The following is a 15,810-nucleotide window of genomic DNA, read 5'->3' as shown; positions in this document are numbered from 1 at the left end:
TCAGCGCCCCTTTTTCTTAATTGCCCGCTTTACACCCTTTGCGAATTTCTTGGCCCGCTCGCGCGATTGCGCGATTGTTTCGGTCGCATGGGTGTTTTCACGCTTGAGCTTCTTAAACCGACGCAGGCGTTCGGGGTCGATATCCCCCGCCGCAATGGCCGCCTGAACGGCGCAGCCCGGCTCACTTTCATGCGCGCAATCGCGGAATTTGCATTGGGTCACAAGTTCCGAGATTTCGGGGAATGTCGCATCGATGCCAAAGGCGGCTTCGGCCAATCCCAACCCGCGCATCCCCGGCGTATCGATGAGCCAACCACCTAAGGGAATCGCATGAAGCGACCGCCCCGTGGTGGTATGTCGCCCGCGTGCGTCATCTTCGCGAATACCTTGGGTCGCGGCCTGCCCACCTGTGAGCGCATTCGCCACAGTAGTCTTGCCGACACCCGACGATCCAGCCAGCGCAACAGTTTGCCCCTTGCCGCACCAAGGCGCGAGTATCGCGGCGACGTCTTGCGTTTTCGCATCAAGCGCGATCACCTCTAGCCCACGCCCTAAGGCACGCGCCTGATCAATGTAGGCGTCAGGATCATCGCATTGATCCGCTTTGGTAAGCAATATCACAGGCGTCACCATCGCGTCATGCGCCAACGCGAGATAGCGTTCTAGCCGTGCCACGTTGAAATCATTGTTGCACGAACTTGTTATGAATAACGTGTCGAGGTTGGCAGCGATCAATTGTTTGTCGCCGGTGTGGAATTCGGTGCTGCGTGACAGTTCAGTCTTACGCTCTAGCACGCGGATCAGGCGATGTTGGGCGGGGGCGGCGAGCGCCCAATCACCCACCGCCACTGCGGCGGTTGTGATTTGTGGATCAAGCGTCAGTTCAAGGCTTCCTATCTCGGAAAATCCGACAACGCGGTCTCTGTGAACGGTGGCAATACGGGCGGGTGTAAGGGTTTCAAGCTCGTCTATTTCAAGCTGAGACATAAAGAAGGGCGACCAGCCAAGGGCGTCGCGGGTAAGGTCTGTCAATGGAATGTCCTCGTCAAAGGCAATGCGTTGGCTGATAGGCATAGGCTATCAGCGGGAACCGGACGAGGGAACGGAATATCTTCAGCGCACCCAAACCGGGAGGGACGATAACACAAACATAATTGTCCTCCTTGTGGCTCATAGCGTTGCGACACAGCCAAATGATTTTGCTCTGTCGCGTGACGTGATTTTACTTGCGCAAAATCACTGAGGTGAGAGGTTGGACATCGACCCAAGTGGGGCTCGTTGTGGCTGCTTCCTTCCGGACCTGACCAGGTTGGCGAGGCACTCGCCCGCGCCAACCTCTCTCTTTCCATATAGGGCGCAAGGGCGGGCAGTGCAAGCGGTCAGCGTGGCAAAGCGGGCTGTTCGACAGAAGCGTTTGAACTTTCTGGGTGCACATGCCATTTCAGGGGCATGAGAATTGCAGAGACAGTGACATTCGGAGGGTCCGGGCTTGACCGCGCAGCGCAGCTGCGTGTGCAGGCCATCGCGCTCGCGCAGCAAAATGATGCGCAGTTCATTCTTCTTTGGCGCGGCAAACCGCTGGTGTACGACGGCGCGCTGATCCGTGTATCGCCCGGCCATCCGATCTTAGCGGATGCAAGCCCAGATATGATTTTTTTGGGTCAAGAAACGGGCCCGACCTTTGCTGCGGACCTGTCGGCGTGGACCCCGCAGGCTTACGGCGGCGAATCACTGGACAGTTTTCTTGATGCCACGCAGCAGGAACACCCGGCGGTAAGCGACGCGCAGTTTGTTGAACTGCGGGCGATCATGACGCGGCTGAACCCGCGTGATGCTGAATTGGCCGCCACCGCGCGTGCCGTGTTCGGTTGGCACAAATCCCACCGGTTTTGTGCAATATGTGGTCATGAAAGCCAAATGGCGATGGGCGGTTGGCAGCGCGATTGTCCAGCTTGCGGCGGGCATCATTTTCCGCGCACAGACCCGGTTGTGATCATGCTGATTACGCATGGGAATTCTGTCTTGTTGGGGCGGTCACCGGGCTGGCCCGAGGGTATGTATTCTTTGCTCGCAGGCTTTGTCGAACCCGGCGAGACAATTGAAGCCGCCGTGCGTCGCGAAGTGCTTGAAGAAGCAGGGGTGAGCGTTGGTGAAGTGCTGTATTTGGCCAGCCAACCTTGGCCGTTTCCCGCGTCTTTGATGTTTGGCTGCGCGGGCGATGCCACCAGTACAAAGATTACCATCGATCCGTCCGAGATCGAAGATGCGCGCTGGGTGACCCGTGAAGAGGTTGCACAGATATTTGCTGGGCAGCACCCTGAAATCCTGCCCGCCCGCAAAGGCGCAATTGCACATTTTTTGCTAGAAAATTGGTTGGCGGATCGATTTGATTAACCAAACTAGTCTAACACGGTCCCAAAAAGGAGCGGTAGATGAAATTTAGCACACGCGAGGATATCGAAGTCCCGATCGCCGATACGTTTGCGCGTGTCAGCGATTTTGTGGCGTTTGAGCGGCGCGCGTTGCGGCACGGTGTGCAGGTCACGCGGGATGACGATGGGCCGGTCAAACCTGGGTCACAATGGCAGATTGCGTTCAAATTCCGGGGCCGAAACCGTGCGCTTGATGCGACATTGGCCACGCTTGATGACCCAAATTTCTATCAGGTTTTGGGCGCGTCAGATGGGATGTCGTTCACCACAGAGGTAGAGCTTGTCGCGCTTTCCCCGACACGTACGCGGATCATCGTTGGGTTGGATTTGCGCGCAAAATCAATGACCTCACGGCTAATTCTGCAATCAATGAAGCTGGCTAAGGCCAAGCTTTCCAAACGGTTTCGGGCGCGTGTCCTTGAATTTTCTGAGGAAATCGAAGACGCTTACCGCAAGGGGCAATAACTATTTTTCGTGCCGCCGTGCAGCGGCCGGATAAACACCCATCACGTGCAGCTTATCTGTGAAATAGTCCAGCTCTTCGAGCGCAAGTTGGACATTGTGGTCGTCAGTATGCCCTTCGATTTCGGCGTAGAACTGCGTTGCGGTAAAGGTTCCATCGACCATATAGCTTTCGAGCTTGGTCATGTTGACCCCATTGGTCGCAAAGCCACCCATCGCCTTATATAGTGCCGCGGGAATGTTACGGACGCGGAAAACAAAGCTGATAACCATACCGTATTTGCCGCGGCGGCTGACATCAGGTTCACGCGCCATGATTAAGAAGCGCGTTGTATTACGGTCATGATCTTCGATGTGGCGGGCGACGACCTTGAGATCATAGATTTCTGCGGCCAATTCAGACGCGAGCGCTGCTACCGTGATGTCATCGCCTTCGGCGACTTCGCGGGCGGCGCGGGCATTGTCGGTGCTCGTATGACCGATAATGTCATTTTCACGCAAGAAAACCCCGCACTGCGGCAAAATAACCGGATGCCCGTGCGCTTCTTTGATGTCCGATAGTTTGGCTGCTTTTTTACCCAAGAGGTTCACATGGACGCGGACAAAGGTTTCATCAACAATATGTAAACCGCTTTCAGGCAAAAGCGAATGCACGTCAGCAACCCGACCATAGGTGGAATTTTCAACAGCAATCATGCCAAGATCGGCCGTGCCACTGCGCACAGCCTCAATCGCGTCTTCGAAGGTGGGGCAGGGCAGCGGTTCAAAATCGGGGCGGGAATCTGCACAGGCTTGGTGGCCATAGGCGCCAAGCTCGCCTTGGAATGCGATTTTTTGGGTCATATGCGTCCCCTCCCGACGACAGAGTTCAAAAATGGGCGATTGGTCGCGGCAGTATACCTTGCAACCGGGTATGGGAAGCGGATAGATAGCGATAAATCTGTGAACTGAATGGAACGCGACATGTTCGACACAATGACTTTGACGAAAGTAATCGGCGGCCTTTGCGGGACGTTTCTTGTATTCTTGCTGGGCGGCTGGGCGGCTGATTTGATTTACGCAGGCGGCGGAGGTCATGGCGACCACCACGAGCAAGCCTATGTGATCGAAGTCGACGACGGGAATGCCGTTGAAGAAGTTGTTGTAGAAATTGATTTCGCAGAAGTTATGGCAACCGCAAGTGCCGCTGATGGCGAAGGTGAGTTTCGCCCTTGTAAAGCTTGCCACTCTGTAGAGCCTGGTGACCACGGCATCGGCCCATCGCTTTACGGTGTTGTTGGTCGCGCAGTTGGGTCTGAAGATGGGTTTGGTTATTCCGGCTCGCTCGTTGCCGTGGCGGATGTGTGGGACGCAGAGCACCTGAACGGTTTCCTCGAAGCCCCAGGTAACTATGCACCAGGCACTGCGATGAACTTTAACGGTGTGCGCAAGATAGAAGATCGGGCAAACCTGATCGCTTATCTCGATAGTCTTGACGACTGATCCTGTTTGAGAATGCACAATACAGAGGCCGCCCCAGCTTGGGGTGGCCTTTTTGTTTGGAAATACTGTTGAACACGGCTTGATCACGTAATCTCAACTTGAATGTTTACCGAAGTGTCACGTAGCCTTGCAGCAACTGATCGCTATCGGAGACAATGATGCCAAACCGCACCCAAGCAAAGGCTATTGCCTTGAAACCCGCAGATGAATCCGCACCGTTCGCGCGGTTGCTTGCTGGCGGTATTGTCGGGCTTGCGACGGTGTTTTGTGCGCATACCTTGCGCGCCGAAAGTCACGATACGGTCATCCAAAGCCATGGGTACAACGAATACGGCACGCTAAAATACGCGGCTGATTTCAGGCATCTCGACTATGTGAACCCTAATGCGCCTATCGGCGGCGAGGTCAGTATTTCAGCCAGCGGCACGTTCGATAACATGAACCCGTTCGCAACGCTGAGCGGCTCTCCGGGTGCGATGTCGTCGATGATGTACGAACGGATCATGACGGGCACCGATGATGAGATCGGTTCAGAATATTGCCTGCTGTGCACGACGCTGGAATATCCCGAAGATCAGTCTTGGGTCATTTTCCACCTGCGTGATGATGTGACATTCTCGGATGGCACGCCGATGACTGCGCATGATGTGATCTATACCCATGAATTATTGCGCGAACAGGCAACACCATCCTACCGCGCGGGGATTGTGCAACTTGTCGAAGCCTATGAAGCGATTGATGATTACACGGTGAAATTCACCTTTGCGGAAGACGCGCCCGAAGTTGGGCGTGTGTCGCAAATGGCCAGCCAAATTGTGATGTCTAAGACTTGGTTCGAAGAAACTGGCGCGCGTCTGGACGAGGCACGGATGGAAACATCGCCGGGAACGGGCGAATATATGGTTGGCACAATCGACCCCGGACGTCAGCTGACCTATGTGCGCAATCCTGACTATTGGGGGCAAGACGTGCCAATCAATGTCGGCCGTGGCAATTACGATTCGATCCGAATTGAATATTTCGCTGATACCTCGGCCGCGTTTGAGGCTTTTAAGGCGGGTGAATTCACGTTCCGCCGCGAAAATAGTTCGTTGAACTGGGCGACCTCTTATGAATTCCCGGCAATCGACAATGGGTGGGTTGTTCGGGATACGCTTGATGACGGGACGTTGCCCGCAGCCACTGGATTTGTCTTCAACTTGCGCCGCGAAAAGCTCCAAGACCGCAATGTCCGCCGGGCGTTGGGGCTGATGTTTAATTTCAACTGGACCAACACCAATTTGCAATACGGGCTTTTCCAGCAGCGCGAAAGCTTTTGGGAAAACGACCGGCTTAAGGCGGCTGGCCTCCCCGAAGGGCGCGAATTGGAAATGCTGGAAACGGTGCGCGAATTTCTTCCAACAGAGATTTTCACCCAAGATGCTTTACTGCCACACGAAAGCGGCACACGCGCATTGGACCGCAACAACCTGCGTCAGGCGCTTGTGTTGATGGAAGCGGCCGGGTTCACGTCTGGCGATGATGGGCTGCTGCGGGATGCAAATGGCGATACGCTCGACATCGAATTTTTGGAAACGCGCCAAAGCTTTGACCGGATCATCAATCCCTATATCGAAAACCTGCAACGGCTTGGGGTGAATATCACATACAACCGGGTTGATCCCTCACAATACCAAGCCCGCACGCAAGAAAACGATTTCGACATGATGTTCGGCTACTATGTGAACGGTCTTGTCGAAGGCCGGGGTATCGAACAGAAATTCGGCTGTGACGATAAGGATGATGTTTTTAATCCGGCGGGGTACTGTTCAGAAGCCTTTGAAGAATTAGCAAAATTTGTCACCGGGGCCGAGGATTACGAAGAAATGTCTGCGGCCGTTCGTGCGATTGATCGGGTTATGCGCTATGAATATTTCATCGTGCCGACATGGTATTTAGGCAAAAACTGGGTCGCGTATTACGACATGTACGAGCACCCCGAAAACCTGCCCGAATTCGGCCTTGGCTATCTGGATTACTGGTGGATCAACCAAGACAAAGCAGATGCGCTTGCCGCGGCTGGCGCGTTTCAGTAGTTCATAGACATGGGCGCGTATATCCTTCGACGGCTTTTGCTGATCATTCCCACGTTGCTGGGCATTATGATCGTCAACTTTGCCTTAATCCAATTTGTCCCTGGTGGGCCGATTGAGCAAATCCTTGCCAACCTCGAAGGCAACGGCGATGTTTTTGAGGGCATCGCGGGCGGGGGGGGCGACGCTGATTTTGGCGGCGAGGCGGAAAGCGAATATGTCGGCGGACGCGGGTTACCGCCCGAATTTATCGCCGAACTTGAGCGCGAATTTGGCTTTGATAAACCACCGTTGGAACGGTTCCTGAACATGATCTGGAACTATATGCGCTTTGATTTCGGCGAAAGCTATTTCCGGTCGATCAGCGTGTTTGATTTGGTGATGGAAAAGATGCCAGTCTCGATCACGCTGGGGCTTTGGTCGACGTTGATCGCCTATTTCGTGTCGATCCCGCTGGGTATCAAAAAAGCGGTGCGCGATGGTTCAGCCTTTGACACTTGGACATCTGGCGCGATCATCATCGGCTATGCCATTCCCGGTTTCTTGTTTGCGATCCTATTGGTCGTGCTGTTTGCTGGCGGGTCTTACTGGCGGCTGTTTCCGCTGCGCGGTCTGACATCAAATGATTTTGACCAGCTTAGTCTGATCGGCAAAGTGATCGATTATCTGTGGCACATTGCTTTGCCGGTGTTCGCCTCGACCATTGCGGCCTTTGCGACGCTGACTTTGCTCACTAAAAACAGTTTTTTGGACGAGATCAAAAAACAATACGTCGTCACCGCTAAAGCCAAAGGGCTGTCAGAGCGTAAAATCCTTTATGGTCACGTTTTCCGCAACGCGATGTTGATCGTGATTTCCGGGTTTCCTGCGCTGTTTATCGGTGTGTTCTTTGGCGGTTCGCTGATCATCGAAACACTGTTTTCGTTGGATGGGCTAGGGCGACTCGGCTTTGAAGCAGCCGTTGCGCGCGACTATCCAGTGGTGTTTGGGACGTTGTTTGCCTTTTCCCTGATCGGGTTAGTCGTCGGGATCATCACCGATTTGACTTATGTATTTGTCGACCCTCGGATCGATTTTGAGGCCCGCGGATGAAGATGTTATCCCCCCTGAACCAACGCCGTTGGCGTAATTTCAAACGTAACCGCCGCGCAGTTTGGTCGTTGATCATCTTTAGTGTTTTATTTGGTGTGTCATTGATGGCTGAATTTGTCGCCAATGATAAACCCATCGTGGTCAGCTATCGCGGCGAATTGCATATGCCGATTTTCAACTTCTATTCCGAGCGTGATTTCGGCGGCGATTTCCCGACCGAAGCCGCCTATAAGGACGCCGAGGTTGAATGTTTGATTGTCACGGGCGGGCTGGACACCTGTTTCGACACACCAGAGGCGTTGATCGATGCGGTGGCAAACGGTGACACAATTGAAGGCGATTTTGCAAAGGGCTGGATGATCTGGCCGCCAATCCGCTATTCCTACGACACCATTGTGGATGTCTCTGGTGTCGCCCCCGCACCGCCAAGTGCGGACAATTGGCTTGGTACCGATGACACCAAACGTGATGTCGTGGCGCGGGTCATCTATGGGTTCCGGCTATCGATTGCCTTTGCCCTGATGGTCACAATCGCATCATCCGTCTTGGGTATTTTGGCGGGGGCCGTACAAGGATATTTTGGCGGCTGGACAGACCTTATTTTTCAACGGTTTATCGAAATTTGGACCGGAACACCGTCGCTTTATGTCATCATCATCGTGTTTGCGATTTTGGGACGCAGTTTTTGGTTGCTTGTGTTCTTGACTGTGCTGTTCGGGTGGCCGTCATTGGTCGGTGTGGTCCGCGCCGAATTTTTGCGCGCGCGTAACCTTGAATACGTCCGCGCGGCCAAAGCTTTGGGCGTGCGCGACCGGACAATCATGTTCCGCCATATGCTGCCAAACGCGATGGTCGCGACTGTGACAATGCTACCGTTTTTGGTGACGGGCGCGATTGCGACTTTGGCGTCACTTGATTTTCTTGGCTTCGGCTTGCCGTCCTCTGCACCGTCCTTGGGCGAAATGACATTGCAAGCAAAACAAAACCTGCAAGCCCCTTGGCTGGGGTTCACCGCCTTCTTTACCTTTGCGATTATGTTGTCGTTGCTGGTGTTTATCTTTGAAGGCGTCCGCGATGCGTTTGATCCGCGCAAAACCTTTGTCGCAGATGGCAAGGTCGATACGGCGGATCTGCCGTTTGGAAATGATAGCGGGGCCGCACAATGAACACGGTTTTAGATGTGCGCAACCTGCGCGTGGCCTTCCGTCAGGACGGCGGCGTGACCCATGCCGTGCGTGGTGTGTCGTTTCAAGTTCACAAAGGCGAAACAGTCGCCCTTGTCGGTGAGTCTGGGTCAGGTAAATCGGTAACCGCCTTGTCGACGGTGCAGTTGCTGGACGAAAGCGCGATGATGGCTGGATCCATCAAATACGCGGGCGAAGAAATGGTCGGCGCGGATGAACGCGCGGTGCGGGCCGTGCGCGGTAACGACATCAGCTTTATCTTCCAAGAACCGATGACCTCGCTCAACCCGTTGCACACGCTGGAAAAACAACTGGGCGAAAGCATTGAACTGCACCAGGGCATTCGCGGCCCGGCTGTCCGAACACGTATTCTGGAACTGTTGGATCGGGTGGGTATCCGCGACGCTGAAAGCCGGTTGAATGCCTATCCGCATCAATTGTCGGGCGGGCAGCGCCAGCGCGTGATGATCGCGATGGCACTGGCGAATGGGCCCGATTTGTTGATCGCGGACGAACCAACCACCGCACTTGATGTCACCATTCAGGCGCAAATTTTGGAACTGCTGGCAGAGCTGAAAAGCGGCGCGGGCATGTCGATGCTGTTCATCACCCATGATCTGACAATTGTGCGTAAAATCGCGGACCGGGTCTGTGTGATGAAAGACGGTGAAATTGTCGAAACAGGTCCAGCCGTCGAGATTTTTTCAAACCCGCAACACCCTTATACGCGATCGCTTTTGGCGGCGGAATCGACGGGCCACCCCGTGCCAGTGCCTGAAGGCGCACCCGTTGTATTGGAGGCGGACGAAACCCGAATTTGGTTCCCGATCCACGCTGGACTTTTGCGGCGCACGGTGGGGCATATCAAAGCGGTGAATGCTGCGACGCTGCGTATCCGAGCGGGTGAAACCATGGGTGTTGTCGGCGAAAGTGGATCAGGCAAGACAACGCTTGCGCTGGCCGCGATGCGGCTCATCCGTTCAGAAGGACGAATCGCGTTCCAAGGCAAAGATATTCACGGCTACAGCCCGAAACAGATGCGCCCACTGCGCAGCGATATGCAGATCGTGTTTCAGGACCCATATGGTTCGTTAAGTCCGCGCATGACCGTGGCCGAAATCATCGCCGAAGGTCTGGGTGTACATGGCGTCGATCCGGGGCGGGACCGGCGCGATATGGTCCATGAGATCATGCAAGAGGTCGGACTTGATCCGGCCACGATGGACCGTTACCCGCATGAATTTTCCGGCGGCCAACGCCAACGTATCGCGATTGCCCGCGCAATGATATTACGCCCAAAACTACTGATCCTTGACGAACCGACCAGCGCTTTGGACATGACCGTTCAGGTGCAAATCGTGCAGTTGCTGCGGGACTTGCAGCAAAAATACGGGTTGGCTTATCTGTTTATCAGCCACGATCTTAAGGTTGTGCGCGCCTTGTCTCACAAAGTTATAGTGATGAAACAAGGCGATGTGGTTGAGGCGGGTGATGCGCAAGCGATCTTTGAAAACCCGCAAACCGATTACACCCGTGCGCTGATGGCGGCAGCGTTCGAAAGAAAGGTCGTCTGAAAGATATTGCGTCGGAAAATCGCGGTTTTCGCGTTAAAGAGGGAAGGTATTACTCAAAAGGAGCCCGCTATGCGCAAATTCGTTTATTCCGTCGCTTTGATCCCGTTATCGAGCGGGGCACTTTTCGCGGAACCTTACAGCGCAGATGTCTGGGCCGACAATTGGTTTGAGATGCGGATTGATGGTGTGCAAGTCGCCGAAGACAGCGTTCCGATCACCACCGAACGTTCGTTCAACGCCGAGAGTTTTACTTTTGAAGCCGAACGCCCATTCACGATTGGTTTGGTCGCGAAGGATTTCAAAGAAAATGACACCGGGCTTGAGTACATCGGGACCCGTCGTCAACAAATGGGTGACGGCGGTGTTATCGTTCAGATCATGGATGCGGCGGGCGACACGGTTGTGGTCAGTGACGCCTCTTGGCAATGTCTCGTGATCCATACTGCCCCGCTTGATAAATCCTGCGAGAGCGAAGAAAATCCCGTTGCTGGCGAAGGCATTTGTGGATTTGAAGCCTCGGATGAACCAGATGGTTGGGACCTTGCTGGATTTGATGCAAGCGATTGGCCCCAGGCCGATGTGTTTAGCGAAAGCGCTGTCGATCCCAAAATGGGCTATGATGAAATCAGCTGGGATGACACGGCTGAACTTATTTGGGGTCCTGATCTTGAACAAAGCAACACGGTTCTATGCCGTTTGACAGTCGAATGAGCCGCTCTGGCGCCATGGTCGCGGCGGTGTGTTTGACCGTCGGCACTGCAACCGCTGCACACGCCCATGAGGATCATTGTACAGCCGTCGTGGACTCGGTCGCAGAGGCGGGGTTTGATGACAGTGTCACGGTAACATGTTCGGACAGCCACGCGCTGATTACCTCAGATACCTATCCTGATCATGATTTGATGACAGGAATCACAGGCACGAATGAACAGGTGCCTGTCCCGGCGGACTATGCTGCCCCAGTTATCCTTGCGCCTGTTTTGGGCGACACACCGTTGACACGCGATGCGGCGCTTGGTGTTGCGGTGAATGGGGTGCCGATCTACGACTATACGGGTGGCGGAGAGATGACACAGGCCGATCTGGCCCATCATCAAGCCCACCACGATACGATCCAGACGGGTCAGCTTGATGTTTGCGGCGGACATGCAGGACGCGGTGACGATTACCATTACCATGCGGCCCCCGTGTGCATGATTGCGCAGATGGAAAACGCAGGTCCCGATGCGATCATTGGCTGGGGTTTTGATGGCTTCCCCATCTATGGCGATACTAACCCTGATGGCTCAGTGATCGCGCAAGGCGTTCTCGACGTTTGTAATGGGCAGACCGATGACACCTTCGGATATCGCTATCATACCTCGGCAGATGCCCCGTATATCGTTCAATGCCTCATGGGAGAGGTCGCAAGTTTTGATCGCTTGCCCCGTGTTAGTCCGTTGACTGCCACGGATGGGAAAGGGGTTGAAGCAGGCCGCCCACCCGAAGGCGGGGTGGAAAACCTTGTGTTTACCCAAGATGCACAAGGCGGGCGTAGCATGGACTACAGCTATGCCGGAGAAGACTATTTTATCCGCTACAGGCCAGCAACCGCCGAAGGTTGCTACGATTTTGAAACGAAAACAATCACGCATAACGGGGCACTTGTCGCAGATGAATTCTGCCGATAAATGCGCCGCGACGCTTGCCATATCAACCTGCAGACCTCTCGGCACCTTATCATAGGAAACAATCATGAAACGTCTATTTTTCCCTACCGCCATTGCATCGCTATTACTGAGCGCGAGTCTGGCTCATGCTGAGACCGTGGAAATCAACCTGATCGACCTGCTTGATAACACCCAAGACGGTTACTGCGTTGATATCTCGGGCGGGCAGGGCGCAGATGCCGATCCAGACAACGGGCTGCAAGCACACACGTGCTACAGCCCCTCGGGCGACATCTTTGTCGACCAAGGCTTTGATTCTGAGCAATTCGCTGACGGCACGCTGTACATGCCTGAATTCGATGTTTGCGCCGAGGTCGCATCTACCGAGGCTGGCGCAGCTGTTGGTCTGTCCGCATGCGACGGCAGCGATCTGCAAAGCTTTGTCTTTGCGGGCGAAGGCACTATCACAGTGGCGGGCGCTACAGACATGTGTCTGACCGCTGGCGAAGACACACGCAACGGCCGCAGCGATACAAACCAAATCAAAGAGCTGACACTCGAAGTCTGCTCTGACGCATTTGCCGGGTCGCAGATGTGGGGCAATCGTACCGCAAACTAAACGAAAGCGGGCACCGCATAAAACATGTCGGTGCCCGTACTGATCTGACGTTCATGCACCGTAAATGCGGGGAGATATCAGGTTGTGCACGCTTCCTTTGTGATAGCAGAGGGGGCGTTTTTATTAGCCTTCAGAGCCGATCATAAAACATGTCGTGCCGCGCGCTTGCAGCCGACGGCAGGCCAGGTCGGCGCCTTCGCGGCTCAATCCCATAAAGTTGGCATCAAATCCGCCAGAGCGTTGCACAACACGGCGCAAGGCCCCGTCAAGCGTGCTCATTTCATTCAATGCCACGCGAAGTAGGACCCGTTCTGCGTCATAGCGGCTGTTATACCGGCCAACGTTCACGCCCCAATGCCGTCCGCCAGAGGTCGAGATGCGGGTGACCACTTCGGGTTCCGCCTCTGCGGTGACCACAGCAGGTTCTACTGCTGGGGCAGCGGCAACAGTGGTGCCGCTGATGCTTGCTGGCCGCAGATGCGGCGTGACGGTTGGCGTATCCGCAGCAATAAGCGTTTGCGGCGCTGGCGCGGTGGGGGCTGCTGCCTGGGCCGTGGCGGCGGGTGCAGGTTCGGGCGCTTCCATCGCCTCAAGCAAGGCGGCGTTAATCACGTCGTTCAGAACATCCTCGATGATCGCGGCATCTGCCGTGGTGACCAGCACCTCTGCCTCGGGCACGGGTGCTTCGGGGCGCGGACGTGCGACAGGGCGCAAGCTGCGGCTCACCAGTCCAGAAACGCGGACCGCTGTCTGGCGCTGGACTGGTGCTGCGGTCAGCATTGCAGCGGGTGGATTTGGGCGCCGGATTGTGGCGCGTGATGGTGCACGGTTAAAGCCCATATCCATCAACTCAGTCACACGGGCGTTGCGTGCGGTGGTGGATGATCCGCCAAACATAGTTACGATCACACGTTCCTGACCACGTTGCGCAGAGGCAACGAGGTTAAAGCCAGCAGCGCGGGTGTAGCCGGTTTTGATGCCGTCGCCGCCTTCGTAGCTATCAAGCCAACGACGGTTTGTATGGCGTACGGTGGCAATACCTGCATCGGCTGTGCGGCGTGAAAACAAGTTATAATACTGTGGAAAGTCGTAAATCATGTGACGGCCCAAGACGGACATATCACGCGCAGTCGACATATGCCCGGACTGTGTCAATCCATGTGCGTTTACGAATGTGGTATTGCGCATGCCCATGGCTTGGGCTGTGCGGTTCATGCGTGTCGCAAAGGCTTCCTCTGATCCGGCGATGGCCTCGCCAATGGCGGTGGCCGCATCATTGGCTGATTTCACCGCAGCCGCACGCAGCAAGTACCGCAGGCGAATGGTTTGCCCTGCCTGTACGCCTAGTTTCGAAGGCGGTTCAGAGGCTGCGTTACGGCTGATCCGCACCTCGGTATCAAGGGTGATCTCGCCGCGTTCCAACGCCTGGAAGGCGATATAAAGCGTCATCATCTTGGTCAGCGATGCCGGATGCAGCCGGGTATCGGCGTTGCGTGAATGCAAAACCTCGCCGGTGCGCGCGTCCATCACCATCGCGGCATAGGGGGCCGCGATCGCGCTGATGGGCGCAAACAAAGTTACGATCAAGAATGCGAATAGATACAGCCCCTGAAGGGCCAATTGTCCCGGACGACTTGCCACGTCGCTTGCCTCTTTTTTACTGCCTCTGGCCCCGAATTTTTTCGGTGACCTTATTTTTATGAGGTAACGCTAGCACAGCTTATGAAATCGGAAAATACCCTAAATTCAAAGACTTTTCATGTGATCATAATGTGCGAAATGGCACATATAGTGGTGCGTTAGGGTGGGGTAACTAGATGCGCGATTGCACGAAATGCACTGGGGGGTTTTCACCCGCGCAGGGTGCCTTATATATGGGGCTCACCAAACAGGGCGATGTAATGCGGACTGATTTCTACATGATGGCGGATAAACCGGATGACGGTGACGACGGCGATTTTGGCGTGGCGCTTGAGACCAAACCAAAAACAAAACGTCCACCGATGTATAAGGTTATGATCCTAAACGATGATTTCACCCCGATGGAATTTGTTGTACAGGTCCTAGAGCGGTTTTTTGGACTGTCACATGCGCAGTCATTTGAAATTATGTTGACCGTCCACAAGAAGGGTATCGCAGTTGTCGGCGTCTTTAGTCATGAGATCGCAGAGACCAAAGTTGCGCAAGTGATGGATTATGCGCAGCGTCATCAGCACCCTTTGCAATGCACGATGGAGAAAGAGTAACGCACCAGCGTTATTCGTACAAAAATGTCACAGTCTCGTCTTACCACCGCCCTTGATGACGGTCTTTTGTCGCTGCCCGAAGGCGAAATCGCGATCATGCGTCCAACCGCCACCTATGATGTATCGGCCTTGCCGCGCGACCGGGTGCAGATCGTACATGGGTTTTATCCCGATTATGCCGCGTGGGAAAACGCGGGCTATCCGGTTGCGCAAGAATTAACCAAGGTTGCCGTTGCGATCGTTGTGGTTCCGCGCGCCAAGGCGCTGGCCCGTGCGATGGTCGCTGCCGCCTGTGCCCGCGCTGATATCGTTGTCGTCGATGGGCAAAAGACGGATGGAATCGATAGCGTCTTCAAAGAATGCCGCAAGCGTCTTGGCACACTGCCGTCGATCACCAAAGGGCACGGGCGGATTTTTTGGTTTGCTGCCACAGATAAGTTTGCCGATTGGACTACCCCGCCGCTAGCCAAAGCGGGGCATGGGTATTTCACGTCTGCTGGGGTTTTCTCTGATGGGGCTGTTGATGCAGGCTCTGCCTTGCTTGCGAACGCCTTGCCGCCGAAGCTGCCCGCGCGGATGGCCGATTTGGGGGCAGGCTGGGGATATCTCGCTGCGCCTGTGTTGGGCCGCGCAGGCGTGCAATCGCTTGATTTGATCGAAGCCGAGTCCCTTTCCGTAGCTTGTGCCAAATTGAACGTCACCGATCCGCGCGTAACATTTCATTGGGGCGACGCTACACAGTTTCAGGCTAAACCTGCGTTTGATGGGATCGTTATGAACCCGCCGTTTCATGTCGGACGCGCTTCTGATCCGTCGCTTGGACGCATGTTTATTCAGTCTGCGGCCCGTCTGCTTGCGCCGCATGGCAAGCTTTGGATGGTTGCAAACCGGCATTTGCCCTATGAGGCCACCTTGTCTGAATGTTTCCGCAATGTGGACATGATTGCCAGTAATGGTGCATTCAAAGTCTTTCATGCCAATCGGCCGCAGCACTAGCG

Annotated in this window: 15 protein-coding genes and 1 other RNA gene; 12 read left to right on the top strand and 4 right to left on the bottom strand. The window is 54.9% G+C overall.

All coding sequences use genetic code 11. The annotated features are described in order from the left end of the window. Complete coding sequence (rsgA, locus tag DS901_RS14165; protein ID WP_258546740.1) at positions 1–1,032, bottom strand: ribosome small subunit-dependent GTPase A; 1,032 nt, start codon at positions 1,030–1,032, stop codon at positions 1–3. A gap of 210 nt (positions 1,033–1,242) precedes the next feature. Next, positions 1,243–1,341, bottom strand: an RNA gene (gene ffs / locus DS901_RS14160) — signal recognition particle sRNA small type. 108 nt (positions 1,342–1,449) lie between these two features. On the opposite strand from ffs, the gene nudC reads away from it, so the two are divergent. Together nudC and DS901_RS14150 are read left to right on the top strand one after the other, a co-directional pair. Then, entirely contained in the window at positions 1,450–2,394 is a 945-nt protein-coding gene (nudC, locus tag DS901_RS14155) for an NAD(+) diphosphatase (RefSeq protein WP_113777581.1), read from the top strand. Positions 2,395–2,432: 38 nt separating this feature from the next. Continuing rightward, positions 2,433–2,897 carry an SRPBCC family protein gene (locus tag DS901_RS14150; RefSeq protein WP_113777580.1) on the top strand — a complete coding sequence of 155 codons (465 nt, stop codon included), beginning with the start codon at positions 2,433–2,435 and terminating at the stop codon, positions 2,895–2,897. On the opposite strand, the gene DS901_RS14145 is transcribed toward DS901_RS14150, so the two are convergent. After that, positions 2,898–3,737, bottom strand: coding sequence for a prephenate dehydratase (locus DS901_RS14145; RefSeq protein WP_113777579.1), 840 nt, complete (start codon positions 3,735–3,737; stop codon positions 2,898–2,900). A 120-nt stretch (positions 3,738–3,857) separates the two neighbouring features. On the opposite strand from DS901_RS14145, the gene DS901_RS14140 reads away from it, so the two are divergent. The 8 genes from DS901_RS14140 (at position 3,858) to DS901_RS14105 (ending at position 12,566) form a co-directional block, all read left to right on the top strand. After that, entirely contained in the window at positions 3,858–4,376 is a 519-nt protein-coding gene (locus DS901_RS14140) for a c-type cytochrome (RefSeq protein WP_113778038.1), read from the top strand. A 155-nt stretch (positions 4,377–4,531) separates the two neighbouring features. Then, positions 4,532–6,451 carry an extracellular solute-binding protein gene (locus tag DS901_RS14135; protein WP_113777578.1) on the top strand — a complete coding sequence of 640 codons (1,920 nt, stop codon included), beginning with the start codon at positions 4,532–4,534 and terminating at the stop codon, positions 6,449–6,451. A 9-nt stretch (positions 6,452–6,460) separates the two neighbouring features. Then, positions 6,461–7,540: a microcin C ABC transporter permease YejB gene (locus DS901_RS14130; RefSeq protein ID WP_113777577.1), complete on the top strand. Its 1,080-nt coding sequence runs from the start codon at positions 6,461–6,463 to the stop codon at positions 7,538–7,540. Continuing rightward, a complete protein-coding gene (locus DS901_RS14125) occupies positions 7,537–8,706 on the top strand; it encodes an ABC transporter permease (protein ID WP_113777576.1) in 1,170 nt (389 codons plus the stop codon). Before DS901_RS14130 ends, DS901_RS14125 begins: the two co-directional genes overlap by 4 nt. Further along, positions 8,703–10,298, top strand: a complete 1,596-nt coding sequence (locus DS901_RS14120) for an ABC transporter ATP-binding protein (RefSeq protein ID WP_113777575.1) — start codon at positions 8,703–8,705, stop codon at positions 10,296–10,298. Before DS901_RS14125 ends, DS901_RS14120 begins: the two co-directional genes overlap by 4 nt. 69 nt (positions 10,299–10,367) lie before the next feature. After that, positions 10,368–11,009: a PEBP family protein gene (locus DS901_RS14115; RefSeq protein ID WP_113777574.1), complete on the top strand. Its 642-nt coding sequence runs from the start codon at positions 10,368–10,370 to the stop codon at positions 11,007–11,009. Further along, positions 11,006–11,968 carry a YHYH protein gene (locus DS901_RS14110; protein ID WP_258546739.1) on the top strand — a complete coding sequence of 321 codons (963 nt, stop codon included), beginning with the start codon at positions 11,006–11,008 and terminating at the stop codon, positions 11,966–11,968. Before DS901_RS14115 ends, DS901_RS14110 begins: the two co-directional genes overlap by 4 nt. A gap of 64 nt (positions 11,969–12,032) precedes the next feature. Further along, a complete protein-coding gene (locus tag DS901_RS14105; protein ID WP_113777572.1) occupies positions 12,033–12,566 on the top strand; it encodes a ricin-type beta-trefoil lectin domain protein in 534 nt (177 codons plus the stop codon). 123 nt (positions 12,567–12,689) lie between these two features. On the opposite strand, the gene DS901_RS14100 is transcribed toward DS901_RS14105, so the two are convergent. Next, a complete protein-coding gene (locus DS901_RS14100) occupies positions 12,690–14,207 on the bottom strand; it encodes a D-alanyl-D-alanine carboxypeptidase family protein (RefSeq protein WP_113777571.1) in 1,518 nt (505 codons plus the stop codon). Positions 14,208–14,467: 260 nt separating this feature from the next. Between DS901_RS14100 and clpS the strand changes: the two genes are divergently transcribed. Continuing rightward, positions 14,468–14,812 carry an ATP-dependent Clp protease adapter ClpS gene (gene clpS, locus DS901_RS14095; protein ID WP_113778037.1) on the top strand — a complete coding sequence of 115 codons (345 nt, stop codon included), beginning with the start codon at positions 14,468–14,470 and terminating at the stop codon, positions 14,810–14,812. Positions 14,813–14,836: 24 nt separating this feature from the next. Further along, positions 14,837–15,808 carry a class I SAM-dependent methyltransferase gene (locus tag DS901_RS14090; RefSeq protein WP_113777570.1) on the top strand — a complete coding sequence of 324 codons (972 nt, stop codon included), beginning with the start codon at positions 14,837–14,839 and terminating at the stop codon, positions 15,806–15,808. Positions 15,809–15,810 lie beyond the last annotated feature (2 nt).

The sequence above is a fragment of the Loktanella sp. D2R18 genome, assembly GCF_003318235.1.
In the GTDB taxonomy this organism is placed as follows: domain Bacteria; phylum Pseudomonadota; class Alphaproteobacteria; order Rhodobacterales; family Rhodobacteraceae; genus Yoonia.
The sequence above is the reverse complement of the archived record's forward strand: the minus strand, read 5'-3'. Positions and strand labels throughout refer to the sequence as shown.